This window comes from Mesorhizobium sp. B2-3-10, assembly GCF_006442275.1.
Taxonomy (GTDB): domain Bacteria; phylum Pseudomonadota; class Alphaproteobacteria; order Rhizobiales; family Rhizobiaceae; genus Mesorhizobium; species Mesorhizobium australicum.
On record NZ_VFVT01000002.1, the window covers coordinates 201,240 to 215,752 of the forward strand.

12 protein-coding genes are annotated in these 14,513 nt (G+C 61.2%); 5 read left to right on the plus strand and 7 right to left on the minus strand.

The annotated features are described in order from the left end of the window. The first annotated feature begins 268 nt into the window (after positions 1 to 268). From FJ943_RS07565 to FJ943_RS07585, 5 genes are all read left to right on the plus strand, one after another. Complete coding sequence (locus FJ943_RS07565) at positions 269 to 1,153, plus strand: hypothetical protein (protein WP_140720551.1); 885 nt, start codon at positions 269 to 271, stop codon at positions 1,151 to 1,153. 15 nt (positions 1,154 to 1,168) lie between these two features. Beyond that, positions 1,169 to 2,353, plus strand: a complete 1,185-nt coding sequence (gene glf / locus FJ943_RS07570) for a UDP-galactopyranose mutase (protein WP_181174513.1) — start codon at positions 1,169 to 1,171, stop codon at positions 2,351 to 2,353. A gap of 108 nt (positions 2,354 to 2,461) precedes the next feature. Next, positions 2,462 to 2,752 (plus strand): hypothetical protein, encoded by a 291-nt coding sequence (locus FJ943_RS29560; protein ID WP_181173047.1) that lies wholly within the window; start codon positions 2,462 to 2,464, stop codon positions 2,750 to 2,752. A 257-nt stretch (positions 2,753 to 3,009) separates the two neighbouring features. Further along, positions 3,010 to 3,783 carry an NAD kinase gene (locus FJ943_RS07580; RefSeq protein ID WP_041163462.1) on the plus strand — a complete coding sequence of 258 codons (774 nt, stop codon included), beginning with the start codon at positions 3,010 to 3,012 and terminating at the stop codon, positions 3,781 to 3,783. A 192-nt stretch (positions 3,784 to 3,975) separates the two neighbouring features. Beyond that, on the plus strand, positions 3,976 to 5,559 hold the full coding sequence (locus FJ943_RS07585; RefSeq protein ID WP_181173048.1) for a DEAD/DEAH box helicase: 1,584 nt from the start codon (positions 3,976 to 3,978) through the stop codon (positions 5,557 to 5,559). Positions 5,560 to 5,712: 153 nt separating this feature from the next. Here FJ943_RS07585 and FJ943_RS07590 read toward each other — a convergent pair whose 3' ends face one another. From FJ943_RS07590 to FJ943_RS07620, 7 genes are all read right to left on the minus strand, one after another. Next, entirely contained in the window at positions 5,713 to 6,318 is a 606-nt protein-coding gene (locus FJ943_RS07590) for a hypothetical protein (RefSeq protein WP_015318024.1), read from the minus strand. A 253-nt stretch (positions 6,319 to 6,571) separates the two neighbouring features. Next, complete coding sequence (locus FJ943_RS07595) at positions 6,572 to 7,222, minus strand: OmpA family protein (RefSeq protein ID WP_015318025.1); 651 nt, start codon at positions 7,220 to 7,222, stop codon at positions 6,572 to 6,574. Positions 7,223 to 7,355: 133 nt separating this feature from the next. Continuing rightward, complete coding sequence (locus tag FJ943_RS07600; RefSeq protein ID WP_140720553.1) at positions 7,356 to 7,724, minus strand: GFA family protein; 369 nt, start codon at positions 7,722 to 7,724, stop codon at positions 7,356 to 7,358. 114 nt (positions 7,725 to 7,838) lie between these two features. Further along, the gene (locus FJ943_RS07605) at positions 7,839 to 8,207 is read right to left on the minus strand and encodes a hypothetical protein (protein ID WP_015318027.1); all 369 of its coding nucleotides are present in this window, start codon (positions 8,205 to 8,207) and stop codon (positions 7,839 to 7,841) included. A 585-nt stretch (positions 8,208 to 8,792) separates the two neighbouring features. After that, positions 8,793 to 9,924, minus strand: a protein-coding gene (gene prfB, locus FJ943_RS07610) for a peptide chain release factor 2 (RefSeq protein WP_015318029.1) whose coding sequence is annotated in 2 segments (ribosomal slippage) — positions 8,793 to 9,857 and positions 9,859 to 9,924 — 1,131 coding nt in all. Because the reading frame shifts where the segments join, the coding sequence is not laid out codon by codon here. Positions 9,925 to 10,048: 124 nt separating this feature from the next. Continuing rightward, positions 10,049 to 12,493, minus strand: coding sequence for a penicillin-binding protein 1A (locus FJ943_RS07615; RefSeq protein ID WP_140720555.1), 2,445 nt, complete (start codon positions 12,491 to 12,493; stop codon positions 10,049 to 10,051). Between the two features lie 214 nt (positions 12,494 to 12,707). Beyond that, a complete protein-coding gene (locus tag FJ943_RS07620; RefSeq protein ID WP_140720557.1) occupies positions 12,708 to 13,985 on the minus strand; it encodes an N-acetylmuramoyl-L-alanine amidase in 1,278 nt (425 codons plus the stop codon). Positions 13,986 to 14,513 lie beyond the last annotated feature (528 nt).

Sequence of the window (14,513 nt, forward strand, 5' to 3'; positions counted from 1 at the left end):
GTAAAATCAGAGTCCCGTACATCAGCGAATCTTGATTATCAGAACGCTCGTTCGGGCAATAGCTGTTGACATGACAGGCCCCTGCCCCATTGGATTCGCCTCAAAACACGACGAATCGTCATGACGTTTAAATACACCCGTTATACCGGCAAGACATCGTGCTCAGGTAACGCCAGGAGATCTTCCTCATGCCCTTCGCATTCAACTTGCTTTCGTGTAGGGCTCGCCGAGGACCCGGATTGAGGGTATGAGTGTCGGAAGCAGGACTTTGACGAACACCACACACCGCAATCTCGTGATAGTCAGGGCAGGCGACAAATCTCTCCATCGTGGATGGGGGGCGGACGATCCCAATTGTGAATTTGATTTGATCGTCAGCTACTTCGGAAGTGATCCATCTGCGTTTCGGCTGCCGCTTGAAAACCGAGTCGACTACAAGGGCGGCAAATGGGATGGCATCCATGCTCTGCTGAGCCAACAGCCCGAACTTCTTGACCGCTACCAGTATGTCTGGCTGCCGGACGACGATCTGGAAGCAGACCGGGCGACCATCGAGGCGATGTTCGCCAACATGCGCCGGCTTGACCTCCATATCGGCCAGCCGTCACTGACGCTGGACAGCTATTATTCCCACCTCCCGTTCCTCCGCTGCAGGAGCTTCGAGTTTCGCCTGGTAGACACGATCGAGATCATGGCCCCCTGCCTGAGAGCCGATGTAGCGGCTAAGATGCTGCCTCTGTTCAAACACTCCATGAGCGGTTTTGGTCTGGACTTGTTGTGGACCAGGCTTGCCGAAGAAAACCGTGGAACATCTGCCGTGTTCGACGCCTTGCCGGTCCGCCACACCCGGCCGGTGGGAGCTCACCTGAAAACAGCGATGCTCGAGTCAGGAAGAACGCCCGACAAGGAATATCGCCAATTGGCGTCGCAATATGGATTTGGCGAGCTTTTTCCATTGTCCTATGAGGCCGTCGATCGAAAAGGCCGGCGCTGGCGGTCGAAATCGATGATCGGCCTGCGTATGGTGGCCGATTATCTCTTGGACAGGAAAGCCTTTCGCCAGGCGAATCGATTGATGGAATTGTTATGGCGCCTTCTGCGCAGGCAGTATTCCAAGTCCGTCGATCTGTCCCAAATAATTCTCAAGCCCTAAGGTTCGGATACGCGAATGGACAGGACCCTGCTGGGCAAGGCCGAAATCCTCATTGTCGGCGCTGGTTTTTACGGTGCAACGCTTGCCGAGCGCATCGCCACGCAACTCGGGCGACGCGTGCTGGTAATCGACCGGCGCCGGCACATCGGCGGCAATGCCTACACCGAACAAGATCCTGTCACCGGTGTGGAGATCCATCGCTACGGGCCGCATCTGTTCCATACATCCAACGAGGAGGTCTGGAATTACCTGCGTGCCTTCACCGGTTTTACCGCCTATCGCCATCGTGCATTCTCGACATATCGCGACAAGGTCTATCCGCTGCCGATCAACCTTGCCACGATGTCCCAGTTCTTCGGCAGGCGGCTAAGTCCGGACGAGGCACGCGACATGATTGCCGACCAGGCGACGGAAGTTGGCGACCGTCCGCCGGCCAATCTTGAGGAGAAGGCGATCTCCCTGGTCGGCCGCCCTCTCTACGAGGCCTTGATCAAGGGTTACACCGCCAAGCAATGGCAGACGGATCCGCGCGAACTGCCGGCGCAGATCATCGCGCGCCTGCCGGTTCGCTACACATTCGAGGACGGCTATTTCAACGACCGGTTCCAGGGCCAGCCTGTGGACGGCTACACGGCGATCTTCGAAAAGATGCTGGCGCAGGAGCTTATCGAAACACGGCTTGGCATCGACTTCTTCGACATCAAGTCCTTGCTGCCGAAGGACCTGCCGGTCGTCTACACCGGGCCGATCGACCGCTACTTCGACTATAGCGAAGGCGAACTCGGCTGGCGAACCATTGATATCGATCTGGAGGTCATGGACACGCCGGACCATCAGGGCACGGCGATCATGAACTACGCGGACGAGGCCGTGCCTTATACCCGCGTGGTCGAATTCCGGCATTTCAACCCGGAGCGCCAGCACGGGAGCGCCAAGACGCTCATCGGCCGCGAGTATTCCCGTTTCGCAGGCCGCGCCGACGAGCCTTATTATCCGATCGACACGCGCAAGGATCAGGCGGTCTATCGCCGCTATCTCGACCGGGCGGGTGCGGAGAAAAACCTGCACCTCGGGGGACGGTTGGGAACCTACCGCTATCTCGATATGCATCAGGCGATCGGCGCCGCCCTTAAGGTCTTCGAAACCCTGCTCGAGCCCTATTTCGCCGGTCGGCTCGATTCCGTTTCGCGGTGGACATGACGGGCCGGGTTCTGAAGCCGCAAACTCTCCGGTTTTCAGGTCGTCGCCGCCGATTTGCCACAGGCAGCAATCCGCTGCCTGAACATTCGAAAGTACGCCGATCCCCTGATGCGGATCGCTGCGGTGTTTGCCTATAGCGCCCTTTGCGGGCAAGGCATGCCGGCGGCATCGCCGCAACGTGACGCCGTGGGGATCGGCCTGGCGCTCGTTTCTTCCGACTGGCGCACCAGTTCTGCGAAGACAAGCGCGAAACTTCCCAACATGAGAAAGACGATGATCAGGCGTGCTACCGGCAATATGTCGGCCTCGTCTGGCTGGCGCATATCCCCTGGCATCGAGAACCGCGGGTTCATGCACGCATATCTGAACTGCCGCAGCGTCCTTTGCGTCCCGAAGTGACAAGGTCGTGCTGCGGGCGCCCCACGCCACCCATGCCGGCTAACATGATCGATCCGGCTTTACGAGACCTTAAGCCCGGCCTTAACCATCACATTCGCTCGCGCCGTGACATCAACCGCGACCGGCTGGTGCGCCGGTCCTGCCGCACCCTCGCCTCATGGGCTGACAGAGGCTCTCTTTGCAGACGTGCCTGCCCCATGCTACCCCGGCGCTGGCGCCAGAACCTGCCGGCGCCAATCGGTCGCGATCGGGGAGCCATGAGCACAGCCACCAACAGCATCGCCTTCGTCTCGTCCGACACAGCAGACGCCAAGGCGGCGCTGGATAGCCTGTCGGCGCGCTATGGCCAATGTTCGGTCGCCGAGGCGACCGTCGTGGTGGCGCTGGGCGGCGACGGCTTTCTGCTGCAAACATTGCGCGACACGATGGGTACGGGAAAAAAGGTCTACGGCATGAACCGTGGCACCATCGGCTTCCTGATGAACGAATACCGGTCCGGGGGGCTCACCGAGCGCATCGCGGCGGCGGTCGCCGAAACGATCCGCCCGCTGGAGATGCTGGCAACCACCTCGGATGGCGAACACGTCACGGCACTGGCGATCAACGAAGTGGCGCTGTGGCGCCAATCCTACCAGACGGCCAAGATCCGCATCAGCATCGATGACCAAATACGGCTCGAGGAACTGAACTGCGACGGCGTCATGATCGCGACGCCGGCCGGATCGACCGCGTATAATCTTTCCGCGCACGGCCCGATCCTGCCTCTCGACGCGCCGCTTTTGGCGCTCACGCCGGTCAGCCCGTTTCGTCCGCGACGCTGGCGCGGCGCATTGCTTTCCAACAAGGCGACCGTGCGCTTCGACATTCTGGAGTCGGAAAAGCGGCCGGTGAACGCGGCCGCCGACCACACGGAGGTCAAGGCGGTGACCTCGGTCACGGTGCGGGAATCGCCAACGGCCACCGCGACTTTGCTGTTCGATCCCAACCACTCCTGGAACGAACGCATCCTGGCCGAACAGTTCCGTTACTGAGCCGGCACAGTGACAGGAGGCCGGATTAAGCATCGCGATTAAGGTTACAACTTCACAATCGCGCCAATCCTACCCGTTTCTGTTGACAAATCGCGGGCTTGCGCCTAATCGCAATACCAATCTTGCAGGCGCGTGGCGCTTGCCGCGACGAATGACGTTGCGCTTCCCCGAACCAGCCAAAGACAGCAACACTTGTCCTCAGACACGACGATCGCTCAAGAAGCGTTGACCTTTTCAGACCTCGGCCTGTCGCCGAAGGTGCTTTCCGCAGTCACCGATGCCGGCTATCTCCAGCCGACGCCGATCCAGGCTGGTGCGATCCCGCACGCCTTGCTCGGCAAGGACGTGCTGGGCATTGCCCAGACCGGCACCGGCAAGACCGCGTCCTTCGTGCTGCCGATGCTGACCCGGCTGGAAAAGGGCCGTGCCCGCGCCCGCATGCCGCGCACGCTGATCCTGGAGCCGACGCGTGAGCTTGCCGCGCAGGTCGAAGAAAACTTCGTCAAATACGGCAAGAACCACAAGCTCAACATCGCGCTGCTGATCGGCGGGGTGTCGTTCGACGAACAGGACAAAAAGCTGGAGCGCGGCGCCGATGTGCTGATCGCTACGCCTGGCCGTCTTCTCGACCATCGCGAGCGCGGCAAGCTGCTGCTCAACGGCGTCGAGATCCTCGTCATCGACGAGGCGGACCGTATGCTCGACATGGGTTTCATTCCCGATATCGAGCGTATCTGCGAGATGATCCCGTTCACCCGGCAGACGCTGTTCTTTTCGGCGACCATGCCGCCAGAGATCACCAAGCTGACGGAAAAATTCCTGCATGCGCCGGTGCGCGTCGAGGTCTCCAAGGCCGCTTCGGCGGCCACCAACATCATCCAGCGGTTGGTCAAATCGGGCTCGAAGCCTTGGGACAAGCGTGAAACGCTGCGCAACCTGATCAAGGCCGAGGATGCGGAGCTGAAGAACGCGATCATCTTCTGCAACCGCAAGATCGAGGTTTCGGAGCTGTTCCGCTCGCTGCTGAAATATGATTTCGATGCCGGTGCGCTGCATGGCGACATGGACCAGCGCGCGCGCATGCAGATGCTGGCCAATTTCCGTGACGGCAAGCTGCGCTATCTCGTCGCCTCGGATGTCGCCGCGCGCGGCCTCGACATTCCCGATGTCAGCCATGTCTTCAACTACGACGTGCCGATCCATGCCGAGGACTATGTCCACCGCATCGGCCGCACCGGCCGCGCCGGACGCTCCGGCAAGTCCTTCACCATCGCGACCAAGTCCGACACCAAGTATATCGACGCCATCGAACGGCTGATCGGGACCAAGATCGAGTGGCATGACGGCGACCTGTCGACGGTGGTTGCCAGCGAAGGCGAGGACGATGCTCCGCGCCGCGGCAAAGGCGCGCCACGCCGCGCCGGCCGCAAGGACGAGGACCGCAACGACAGGGGCGGGCGCAAGAAGAGCGGCGAGCGTCGCGGCAGACACAGCGAGGAAGATGCCTCGGCCGTGGGTGCTCAGCCGCAGGAGCAGCCCGATGTGGCCGAGACGGCCGATATTGTCGAACGGCGCGCCCGCAAGGATGCAATCCGCTCGGAAAACACCGAGCGCAAATCGTCCGACCGCAATGAGCCGCGCGCCCCTGAGCGCGGCGACACCAGGCCGCAGCGCAGCAACAGCCGCCCTGCCCGCCACCATCAGGAAGACAACGACGCCACGGTCGGCTTCGGCGATGACATGCCGGCCTTCATGCGCATCGTCGCCAAGGTCTGATTCCAGCGAGCAAGCCGCCTAGGGGCGGCTTGCCTTCTTTTTTGCCCTGCAGCCGACAGCAATTCGAGGAAAAGCCGCGTAGCGCTCTTCCGTCGCGAATTGCGTGGAAACAAGCAGGTGGGGCGATTCAGGCGAACGCTGATCCGCTCCAGTTCACATCGGCCCGGACATCATCTTGGTCGGTTTTTCCAGCATCGGAAACTCGGCCTTGTTGCATTTCACCTTCGGGTTCGTCGGACTGAACATGCCGTTCGGATTGTCATCGAGCCAGGCGTGAAGATCGTAGTGGACGAACTCCTTCGGGATGAGCGGATAATGTCCCTCCATCGGGCCCATGAAGGTTTGACCGAACAGCTTCGGCGGCGCCTTGATGTCCGGGGTTAGCGGCACCAGCCATTCCACGCCGACCAACTTCAGGCCTTTCTTGGTCGGCTCGTAGATCAGGACGTTGGGCTTCATCGGGTCGAGTTTCTGGCCGACGCTTGGAACGTTGACGAAGTGGATGCCCATGGCGCCTTTCGGATAGTCCATGGAGCCGGGTATCTTTTCTCCGCTGTAGTAGACGCAGCCGACCGTCGAGAGATAGAGATCGCGGACGGCGGCGGTGTAGTCCTGATATTTGGCGAGCGATTTTTTCAACGCGTCCATGTCGGCCTTGTTGGCGTCCTCGGCATGAGCCGTGGCGAGGCCCAACCATGCACCTACAACACCTGTCAAAGCGAGGACGCCGCAGCGCCCAAGGCTGGCTGTTCTTGTCATGCATTCCTCCCAGATTTCTGATCTGGCCGTGCAAGACCGAGGCGGCGGCAAAGTCGTTGATTGCGCGGCCGATTAAACCGCCCCATCCCCTTTGGAACGCGGCAATGCTAATCCTTTCCACGGCTGCGGAAAAGAACTTATTAGATATTGCTAATTTTATTTGACTGCTGTCACGAAACTGGCACCGCCAGTATACGCCTGGATGAAAACGGCCCCCATTGGGGGCCGTTTAGCGTGACAAACACGGCCCTGCTCAGGTGAGCGGCGAAAGCTGAATCTCGACGCGTCGGTTCTGGGCCCGGCCCTCGGCCGTGGCGTTGGAGGCGACGGGCCTCGTCTTGCCAAATCCGGTGACGGCGAAGCGGCGCTGGTCAACGCCCTGGCCGGACAGATAATTGGCGACCGCCAGGGCACGGCGCTGCGACAGGTCGAAATTGTGCTGGTCGCCACCGGTCGAATCGGTGTGGCCGAAAACGTCGACCGTGGTCTGCTTGAACTTCTTCAGCACCAGCGCCACCGAATTCAGCACCTGGTAGAAGCCGGGCTTCACCGCGTCCTGGTCGGTGTTGAAGGTGATGTCGGACGGCATGTTGAGGATGATCTGGTCGCCGCTGCGGGTGACGCTGACGCCGGTGCCCTCGAGCTGCCGGCGCAGTTCCGCCTCGTTCTGGTCCATAGTGGCGCCAATGGCGCCGCCGGCCAGCGCGCCGATGCCGGCGCCGATCAGCGCATTGCGACGATCATTGCCGCCGGCAAGCAGACCAAGGCTGGCACCGGCCAGAGCGCCAAGGCCCGCGCCCGCCGCCGTGTTCGAAATCTTCTGGTCGCCCGTATACGGATCGGTGGTGGTGCACGCGGTCACGAGCAGAGCCGTCGCCATAACGACGAGCACGGTCTTCTTCATAGGATGGTCCCTCTCCAAGTCACGCCTTACGATGGCGCCAAATCAGCCCTTGCCGCGACTTGTAGCATGAAATGCGGCGAAAAACGGAACGGGAAAAGCGCCTGCCGATTATCCAGTTGGCCGCCCGGTGTGGCTACCAGAGATTCTTGCCGTCAATGACCACCACTTCGACTTTATCGAGGACGAAATCATCGAACAGCCGCGCGTTGACGCTGATCTTCGGATTGTCGAAATCCGGCTCGCCGGTCGACCAGTCCGGCGTTTCGGTGAAGGTGCCGCAGCCGCAGGTTGCGCAAAAACCATGCTTTACGGTTTTTGAGCCCCACTGATAAAAGGAAACATTCTTCAGCGGCGTGACGAGCTTGAACTGCGATGGGGTATAGTAGGCCCAAAGCGAGCCGCGTTTCGAGCAGAACGAACAGGTGCATTGCGTCACCGTCTGCGGCGCTTCCGACACCTCGAACATCGTCGCCTTGCAGTGGCAGCTTCCCTTGATGGCCATGAATATCACCTCTCCATTGTCCGCCGCCCAGGCGGCAAGGCACCATAAAGAAGCGATCCTGACAACTGGCCGTCAGCAGCCTTTGCGCCAATGCACTTCAACTGTCGGCGCGTCTCAAAATGAGCGCGGCGGCACGAACAGGCATATCGTCTTGCCGGCATCGAGACCGGCCTGATGCGCGCACCAGTGAAATTCGCCGTCAGGGCTGTCCTTGACGCGCTTGTCCGTCATCGGAACGACTTCGCCGGTACCGGCAATCACGTAGCCTTCGGGCTTTTCCAGCACTTCGCCGGTGTGCGTGGCACGACAGTCATAGTTGGCGCAGCAGGCGAACGGATAGCTCCAACCCTGCGGCTTTGCCGCCGTGGGCTTGGCATCATGAGCAAAGGCCGCTGGCGCGAACATCGCGACGGCAAACAGAGAAAACATAAGTCGGCCGACCGGTTGAACGGCTCGGGCCGATCTGGGCGTGGCAGCAGACATGGGACGTTCCTTTCGAGCGTCAAGCTTTTCGCCTGCCCGTTCCCGGAACGTGTCTTCCCAGTGGCCGGATCATCAGTCGCAGATATGCCGCGTCCGGCCATAAATGCTTTTTGTCTCCCAGCATTCGGATGCTGGGCTGATTCCTTGGTCGGCGCAAGAAGCCGCTGCGCCAGATATGGGCGCACGCCATAACACACTGCTACCGCTGACGAGATTCAAGCCAGGTAAGTTCCCGGCAGGCGGGGCATGCAAACAACGGGATTGGCCCGGAGTGGTTCCAGCCGCTCAAATCCAATCACATGCTCTTGATTGCCGGTGACAGTGCCGACGATCGTCCGCAAAGGAAAATCAGCCACCCTGCAGCCGAAGAAGGTATAAGCAGCCGGCCGAACGGCGAACATGCGCCGCGCTCGCTTTGGGAGGAAGAAAAGCCCCTTCCCGCACCAGAGCGATATGCCGAGTCGGGACCCAATCACCACGAACTTGTCGCGCCGCACCGGCGAACACTTGAGACCAACACCGGGCGCCGCACGACAATACGTCCGCTTTTGCGACCGGCTCGCGATCATTGCCCGCGCAAGCAGCCTAATCCAGGTCCGCCACCGCTTCGCCCGCGCCGCCCTCGATGCGTTGCGATAGCGAAGCTTCCATGAAGTCGTCGAGGTCGCCGTCGAGCACGCTCGAGGGGCTGGTGCTTTCGACACCGGTGCGCAGATCCTTCACCAGCTGATAGGGCTGCAGCACGTAGGAACGTATCTGGTGACCCCAGCCGATGTCGCTCTTCGATGCCTCGGTGGCATTGGCCACCGCTTCGCGCTTCTTCAGCTCTTCCTCGTAGAGGCGCGAGCGCAGCATTTCCCAGGCCTTGGCCTTGTTCTTGTGCTGCGAGCGTTCGGCCTGACAGGCGACCGCGATGCCGGTGGCGATGTGGGTGATGCGCACAGCCGAATCGGTGGTGTTGACGTGCTGGCCGCCCGAACCCGATGAACGATAGGTGTCGATGCGCACGTCGGATTCGGAGACGTCGATCTCTATCCTGTCGTCGACGACAGGATAGACCCAGACGCTGGAGAAGGACGTATGACGGCGCGCATTGCTGTCATAGGGTGAGATGCGCACCAGGCGGTGGACGCCGGATTCGGTCTTCATCCAGCCATAGGCATTGTGGCCCTTGATCAGCAAGGTCGCGGACTTGATGCCCGCCTCTTCGCCGTCATGCACTTCCAGCACCTCGACCTTGAAGCGGCGGCGCTCGGCCCAGCGCGTGTACATGCGCAACAGCATCGAGGCCCAATCCTGGCTCTCGGTGCCGCCGGCGCCGGCATGGATTTCGAGATAGGTGTCGTTGGCGTCCGCTTCGCCCGAGAGCAGCGTTTCCACCTGTCGGGCCTTGGCCTCGCCCTGCATCGAACGGATCGCGGCTTCGGCTTCGGCGACGACGCCTTCGTCGCCCTCTTCCTCGCCGAGCTCGATGAGACCGATATTGTCTTCCAGCGCCTGGGTCAGGCCCTTGACCGCCGCGATACCTTCCTCGAGGCCCTGGCGCTCGCGCATCAGCTTCTGCGCTTCCAGCGGTTCGTTCCAGAGACTGGCGTCCTCGGCCCGCACGTTCAGGTATTCAAGCCGCTTTATGGCCTGATCCCAGTCAAAGATGCCTCCTCAGCAGGGTTATCGCCTGCCTGATCTCGTCGACGATATTCTGCGTTTCCGCGCGCATGGCCTGATGTTTTGTCCTGTTGCTGAAATGACGCTTCGGTCGGCGCGATACATAGGGATGGTGCCGCCATGTGTAAAGCGAAATGGGCCAGCCGGAGGCAGGCCCAACTGGACGCGTGAATTCGTCAGTAAAGGCCGCCGCCGCCGTCCTGGATGGCCTGGTTGGCCTGCGGCGACAGCGCGCCGCCCGAGGCGTTGGAGCCATCGGCACCCATGCCGATCACCCAGTAGCTGTCAGCGGGGCCGGTGCCCGGCTTGAAAGCCTCGATGATGGTGCCCGCATCGCCCGAGGAGGAGCGCATGCCGGTCTTGCGGTTGATGGCGATCAGGTTCATGCCGTCAGGCACCTTGAAGTCGACATTGGGCGTGCCGTCCAGCGCCACACGCATGAAGTCCTTGAAGATCGGGGCGGCAAGACCGCCGCCGGTGGCGCCGTGGCCGAGGCCGCGCGGCGTGTCGTAGCCCATGTAGAGACCAACCACGAGGTTCGGCGTATAGCCGATGAACCATGCGTCCTTCTCATCGTTGGTGGTGCCGGTCTTGCCGGCGATGTGGCGGCCAAGTTCCCCGATTGTGGCGCCGGTGCCGCGCTGGACGACGCCTTCCATCATCGAGGTGATCTGGTAGGCGGTCATCGGATCGAGCACCTGCTCGGAATTGTCGACCAGTTCCGGCTCCGGCTGGTTTTTCCATTCAGGAGCGTTGCAGCCTTCGCAGCCACGTTCGTCCTGCTTGAACACGGTCTTGCCGTAGCGGTCCTGGATACGATCGATCAGCGACGGCTTGATCGACTTGCCGCCATTGGCCATGATCGAATAGGCCGAAACCATGCGCATGACGGTCGTCTCGCCCGAACCCAGCGCCATCGGCAAATATGGCGCCAGATGATCATAGACGCCGAAGCGCTCGGCATATTCGACGACCAGCTTCATGCCCATGTCGTTGGCAAGCCGCACCGTCATCAGGTTGCGCGACTTCTCGATGCCGGAGCGGAGCGTTGCCGGCCCGGCGACGGTGCCGTCATAGTTCTTCGGCGTCCAGGTGGTGTTGCCGCTCTGGATGGTGATCGGTCCGTCCATGATCACCGAGGCCGGAGTATAGCCATTGTCGAGTGCGGCCGAATAGACGATGGGCTTGAATGACGAACCCGGCTGGCGCATCGCCTGGGTGGCGCGGTTGAATTCGGACTGCGAATAGGAGAAGCCGCCGACCATGGCCAGCACGCGGCCGGTGTGCGGATCCATCGCGATCAGGCCGCCTTCCACCTCGGGAACCTGGCGCAAGCTGTAGGTATTGTCGGAGCCGTCGTTCTTCTGGACGAAGATGACATCGCCCGGCTTCAGCACGTCGGCCGGCGACTTGGCCTTGACTGTCTTGCCCTCGACCACATGGCGCATGGCAAAGCCCATGTCTTCCTTGCTGACGGTGCCTTCGACGCGTTCCTTTACGATATCGCCCGACGCCTGGCGTGCGGGCTGCAGGCCGATCGACAGCCCGGACGCCGAACTGTCGAGCACGACGGCCAGCGACCACTCGGGAACGTCTTCCAGTCCCTTGACGGCGCCCAGCGGCACACCCCAATCGCCGGATACATCGATCGTCTTCAACGGCCCGCGATAGCCACGCAAAGTATCGTATTTCATCAATCCATTCTGCATCGCCTTGCGGGCGATGAGCTGGACCTTCGGGTCAAGGGTGGTGCGAATCGACAGCCCGCCCTCATAGAGCGCGTTCTCGCCGTAGCGGGCAATGATCTGCCGACGAACCTCTTCCGTGAAATACTCGCCGGCGAAAAGGTAGGAGCCGCTGCGGCGCGGAGCAACGCCAAGCGGCTCGGCCTTCGCCTTTGCGCCCTCTTCAGGCGTCACGTAACCGTTCTCGACCATCTGGCCGATGACCCAGTTTCGCCGTTCAATTGCCCGGTCGGCGTGCTTGAAGGGATTGTAGTTGGCCGGACCTTTCGGGAGCGATGCCAGATAGGCGGCCTCGGCCACGGTCAGCTCGTTCACCGATTTATCGAAGTAGGTCAGTGCCGCACCGGCAACGCCATAGGCGTTGAAGCCAAAGAAAATCTCGTTGAGATAGAGCTCGAGGATTCGATCCTTGGAATAGGCCTGTTCGATGCGGAACGAGAGGATGGCCTCCTTGACCTTGCGTTCCAGGGAACGCTCGTTGGTGAGCAGGAAGTTCTTGGCAACCTGCTGGGTGATCGTCGAGCCGCCCTGCATGGGGCCACCCGAAACGTAAGTGATAACCGCTCTGCCCAATCCCGTTATATCGACACCGGGGTGGCTGTAGAAGTTCTTGTCCTCAGCCGACAGGAAGGCAGCCTTGACGCGATCCGGGATAGCCTGGATCGGCAAATACAGGCGCCGTTCCCGCGCGTACTCGGCCATCAGCGCGCCATCCGAGGCATGGATGCGGGTGGTCACCGGAGGCTCGTACTTTGCCAGCACTTCGTAGTCAGGCAGATCCTTCGCTACATGGCCGATGTAGAGGGCAACGCCCGCCGCGGCCAGGAGGGCCAGCGTCGTGCCTATGCCGAAGAAATAGCCAATGAGACGAATCATACCCGCTCCAGTCCTTGGTTCGGGAATTTCCTAAACGAAGCCGCCTTTCACGCAAGCTTTCGAGCCGGTCCCAACCCGTAATCGAAAACCCATGTCGCCACCATGTGGACAAAATACGGCAAGGCCTGATTTCGCAGCCGCAAGCCCGAAATAAAAGCGCAGGGTGTTGTCATCGCGCAACGCCGCCTCTGGTTGCAGGCGCCGCCGGGCATTGTCAACCTCCGGTTCCAGCCCCGGCACGCGCGGAAGCGAACAATGCCACGGCATTGGTGATGCTTTGCGCTGCCTTGCCGCGCCACTCGGCGTCAAGCAGTTGCGCCTCGTCCTTGGCATTGGAGAGATAGCCGAGCTCGACCAGCACGGACGGCACGTCGGGGGCCTTCAGCACCTTGAACCCGGCCGAACGCTGCGGATTGTTGATAAGGCCGACGCTGGTCGACAGCTGACCGACCAATGTGTGGGCAAAACTCATCGAGAAGGTGTGCGTCTCGCGCCGGATCAGGTCGATCAGGATGTCGGTCACTTCCTTGCTGTCGTTCTTGATGACCATGCCGGCGAACTGGTCGGACAGGTTTTCACGGTCGGCCAGCGCCTGCGCTTCCGGATCGGAGGCCTTGTCGGAGACGGTATAGACGGTGGCGCCGCGGATGCCCTTGACGCTGATCGTGTCGGCATGAATCGAAATCAGAAGATCGGCCTCATGCTGGCGGGCAATGCGGACGCGGTCGTCCAGACGCAGATATTCGTCGGTATCCCGGGTCATGAAGACATCGTATCGGCCGGCTGCCGCGAGTTTGTCGCGCAGCTCCGTGGCAAAGGCCAGCGTGACGTTCTTCTCGATGGTGCCGTTCAAACCTTCGGCACCGCCGTCTATGCCGCCGTGGCCGGGGTCGATGACGACGGTGAATCGGTGGCCTGGATTGGAGACAGGCCCGGTTCCGACCCGGCCGCCCTTGTCGGTCGAAACCGTGGAACCGGTCGTCAGCGCCTGATTGGCAAGAGCGGCGTCGAACTCACGTTCGGAGGCCGCCGACATGTCGACGGCGAGGCGGTAGCCGGTTCCGTCCTCGTTCTTGAGCACATCGAGCTTGTCGACGGCGAACGGCCCCTTGCCGGTGAGGATCAGACGCGAGACGCCCTCGCCGAGCTCGCCGAGCCGCACGCCCTTGACCAGGCCACGCGGCTTCAGATCCTTGGCATCGATGGCAAATCGGGTGTTCGCAAGATCGATGACAAGGCGATTGGGTCCGCGCAGCAGGAACCATTTGATGTCAGGCTCGCGATCGAAATCCATGACGATGCGCATCTTGGTGGCATCGCCGGCCATTTTGTAGCCCTTGGCCATGAGCGGAGCGTCGGCCGCATTGGCAACCATGGAAAGGGCTACAGGGGAAAAGACTTGGGAAATCGCCACCAGCAGCAGGAGACAGAAGGCACGGAGAACCTGGCCGCCAACACGACATCCCTTGTCTGTGAAGTCCGCCAGTCCCATCTTTCTTCCAGTCGCTCCCGGTTTGGCGCCAGGCGCCGGTTCGTTTCGTCAACATGCCGGTTAGGCCGCGAGCTCGATTAACGATTGGTATCCAGAGAAGGTTAACCAAGCCTTTTCACGCAAGGACGGGGCCAGGCTTACGCTACGGAACTGCTTTTTGCCGGCATCGGAAATCGGGGTTGCCTTCCAACCCGCCAAATCATAAAAGCGATGGTGGATCACTGCAATCCTGGAACCGCCCTCCTCCGCAGCTTCCTGCTACAGGGTCAGATGAAAGGCGGCTCCTTTCGCTTCACGCGAAAAGGCTTCAGGTGATTGCGACGAATTTCGCAGGTGTGCTCCCGTGGCGGGGGAATCGCCTGCGTGAGGAAAACGGCCCGGGTTTGTTCCCGCGCCGGCTCTGTATGAGCAAACAAGCTGGTCCGGTTTCCGGGCTTTGGTTCAAAAGGTTCTGCTGGTGACGATGGGTTCAAGCGCAATCATGGAAAGGTCCGCATCAAACCGCGCCAATATGGCTGCGGGCGGCAC

Excerpts from the sequence above, each read along its gene's own strand:
- glf (WP_181174513.1), top strand. The coding sequence starts at position 1,169 with ATGGACAGGACCCTGCTGGGCAAGGCCGAAATCCTCATTGTCGGCGCT.
- FJ943_RS29560 (WP_181173047.1), top strand. The coding sequence starts at position 2,462 with ATGCGGATCGCTGCGGTGTTTGCCTATAGCGCCCTTTGCGGGCAAGGC.
- FJ943_RS07580 (WP_041163462.1), top strand. The coding sequence starts at position 3,010 with ATGAGCACAGCCACCAACAGCATCGCCTTCGTCTCGTCCGACACAGCA.
- FJ943_RS07590 (WP_015318024.1), bottom strand. The coding sequence starts at position 6,318 with ATGACAAGAACAGCCAGCCTTGGGCGCTGCGGCGTCCTCGCTTTGACA.
- FJ943_RS07595 (WP_015318025.1), bottom strand. The coding sequence starts at position 7,222 with ATGAAGAAGACCGTGCTCGTCGTTATGGCGACGGCTCTGCTCGTGACC.
- FJ943_RS07600 (WP_140720553.1), bottom strand. The coding sequence starts at position 7,724 with ATGGCCATCAAGGGAAGCTGCCACTGCAAGGCGACGATGTTCGAGGTG.
- FJ943_RS07605 (WP_015318027.1), bottom strand. The coding sequence starts at position 8,207 with ATGTCTGCTGCCACGCCCAGATCGGCCCGAGCCGTTCAACCGGTCGGC.
- FJ943_RS07615 (WP_140720555.1), bottom strand. The coding sequence starts at position 12,493 with ATGATTCGTCTCATTGGCTATTTCTTCGGCATAGGCACGACGCTGGCC.
- FJ943_RS07620 (WP_140720557.1), bottom strand. The coding sequence starts at position 13,985 with ATGGGACTGGCGGACTTCACAGACAAGGGATGTCGTGTTGGCGGCCAG.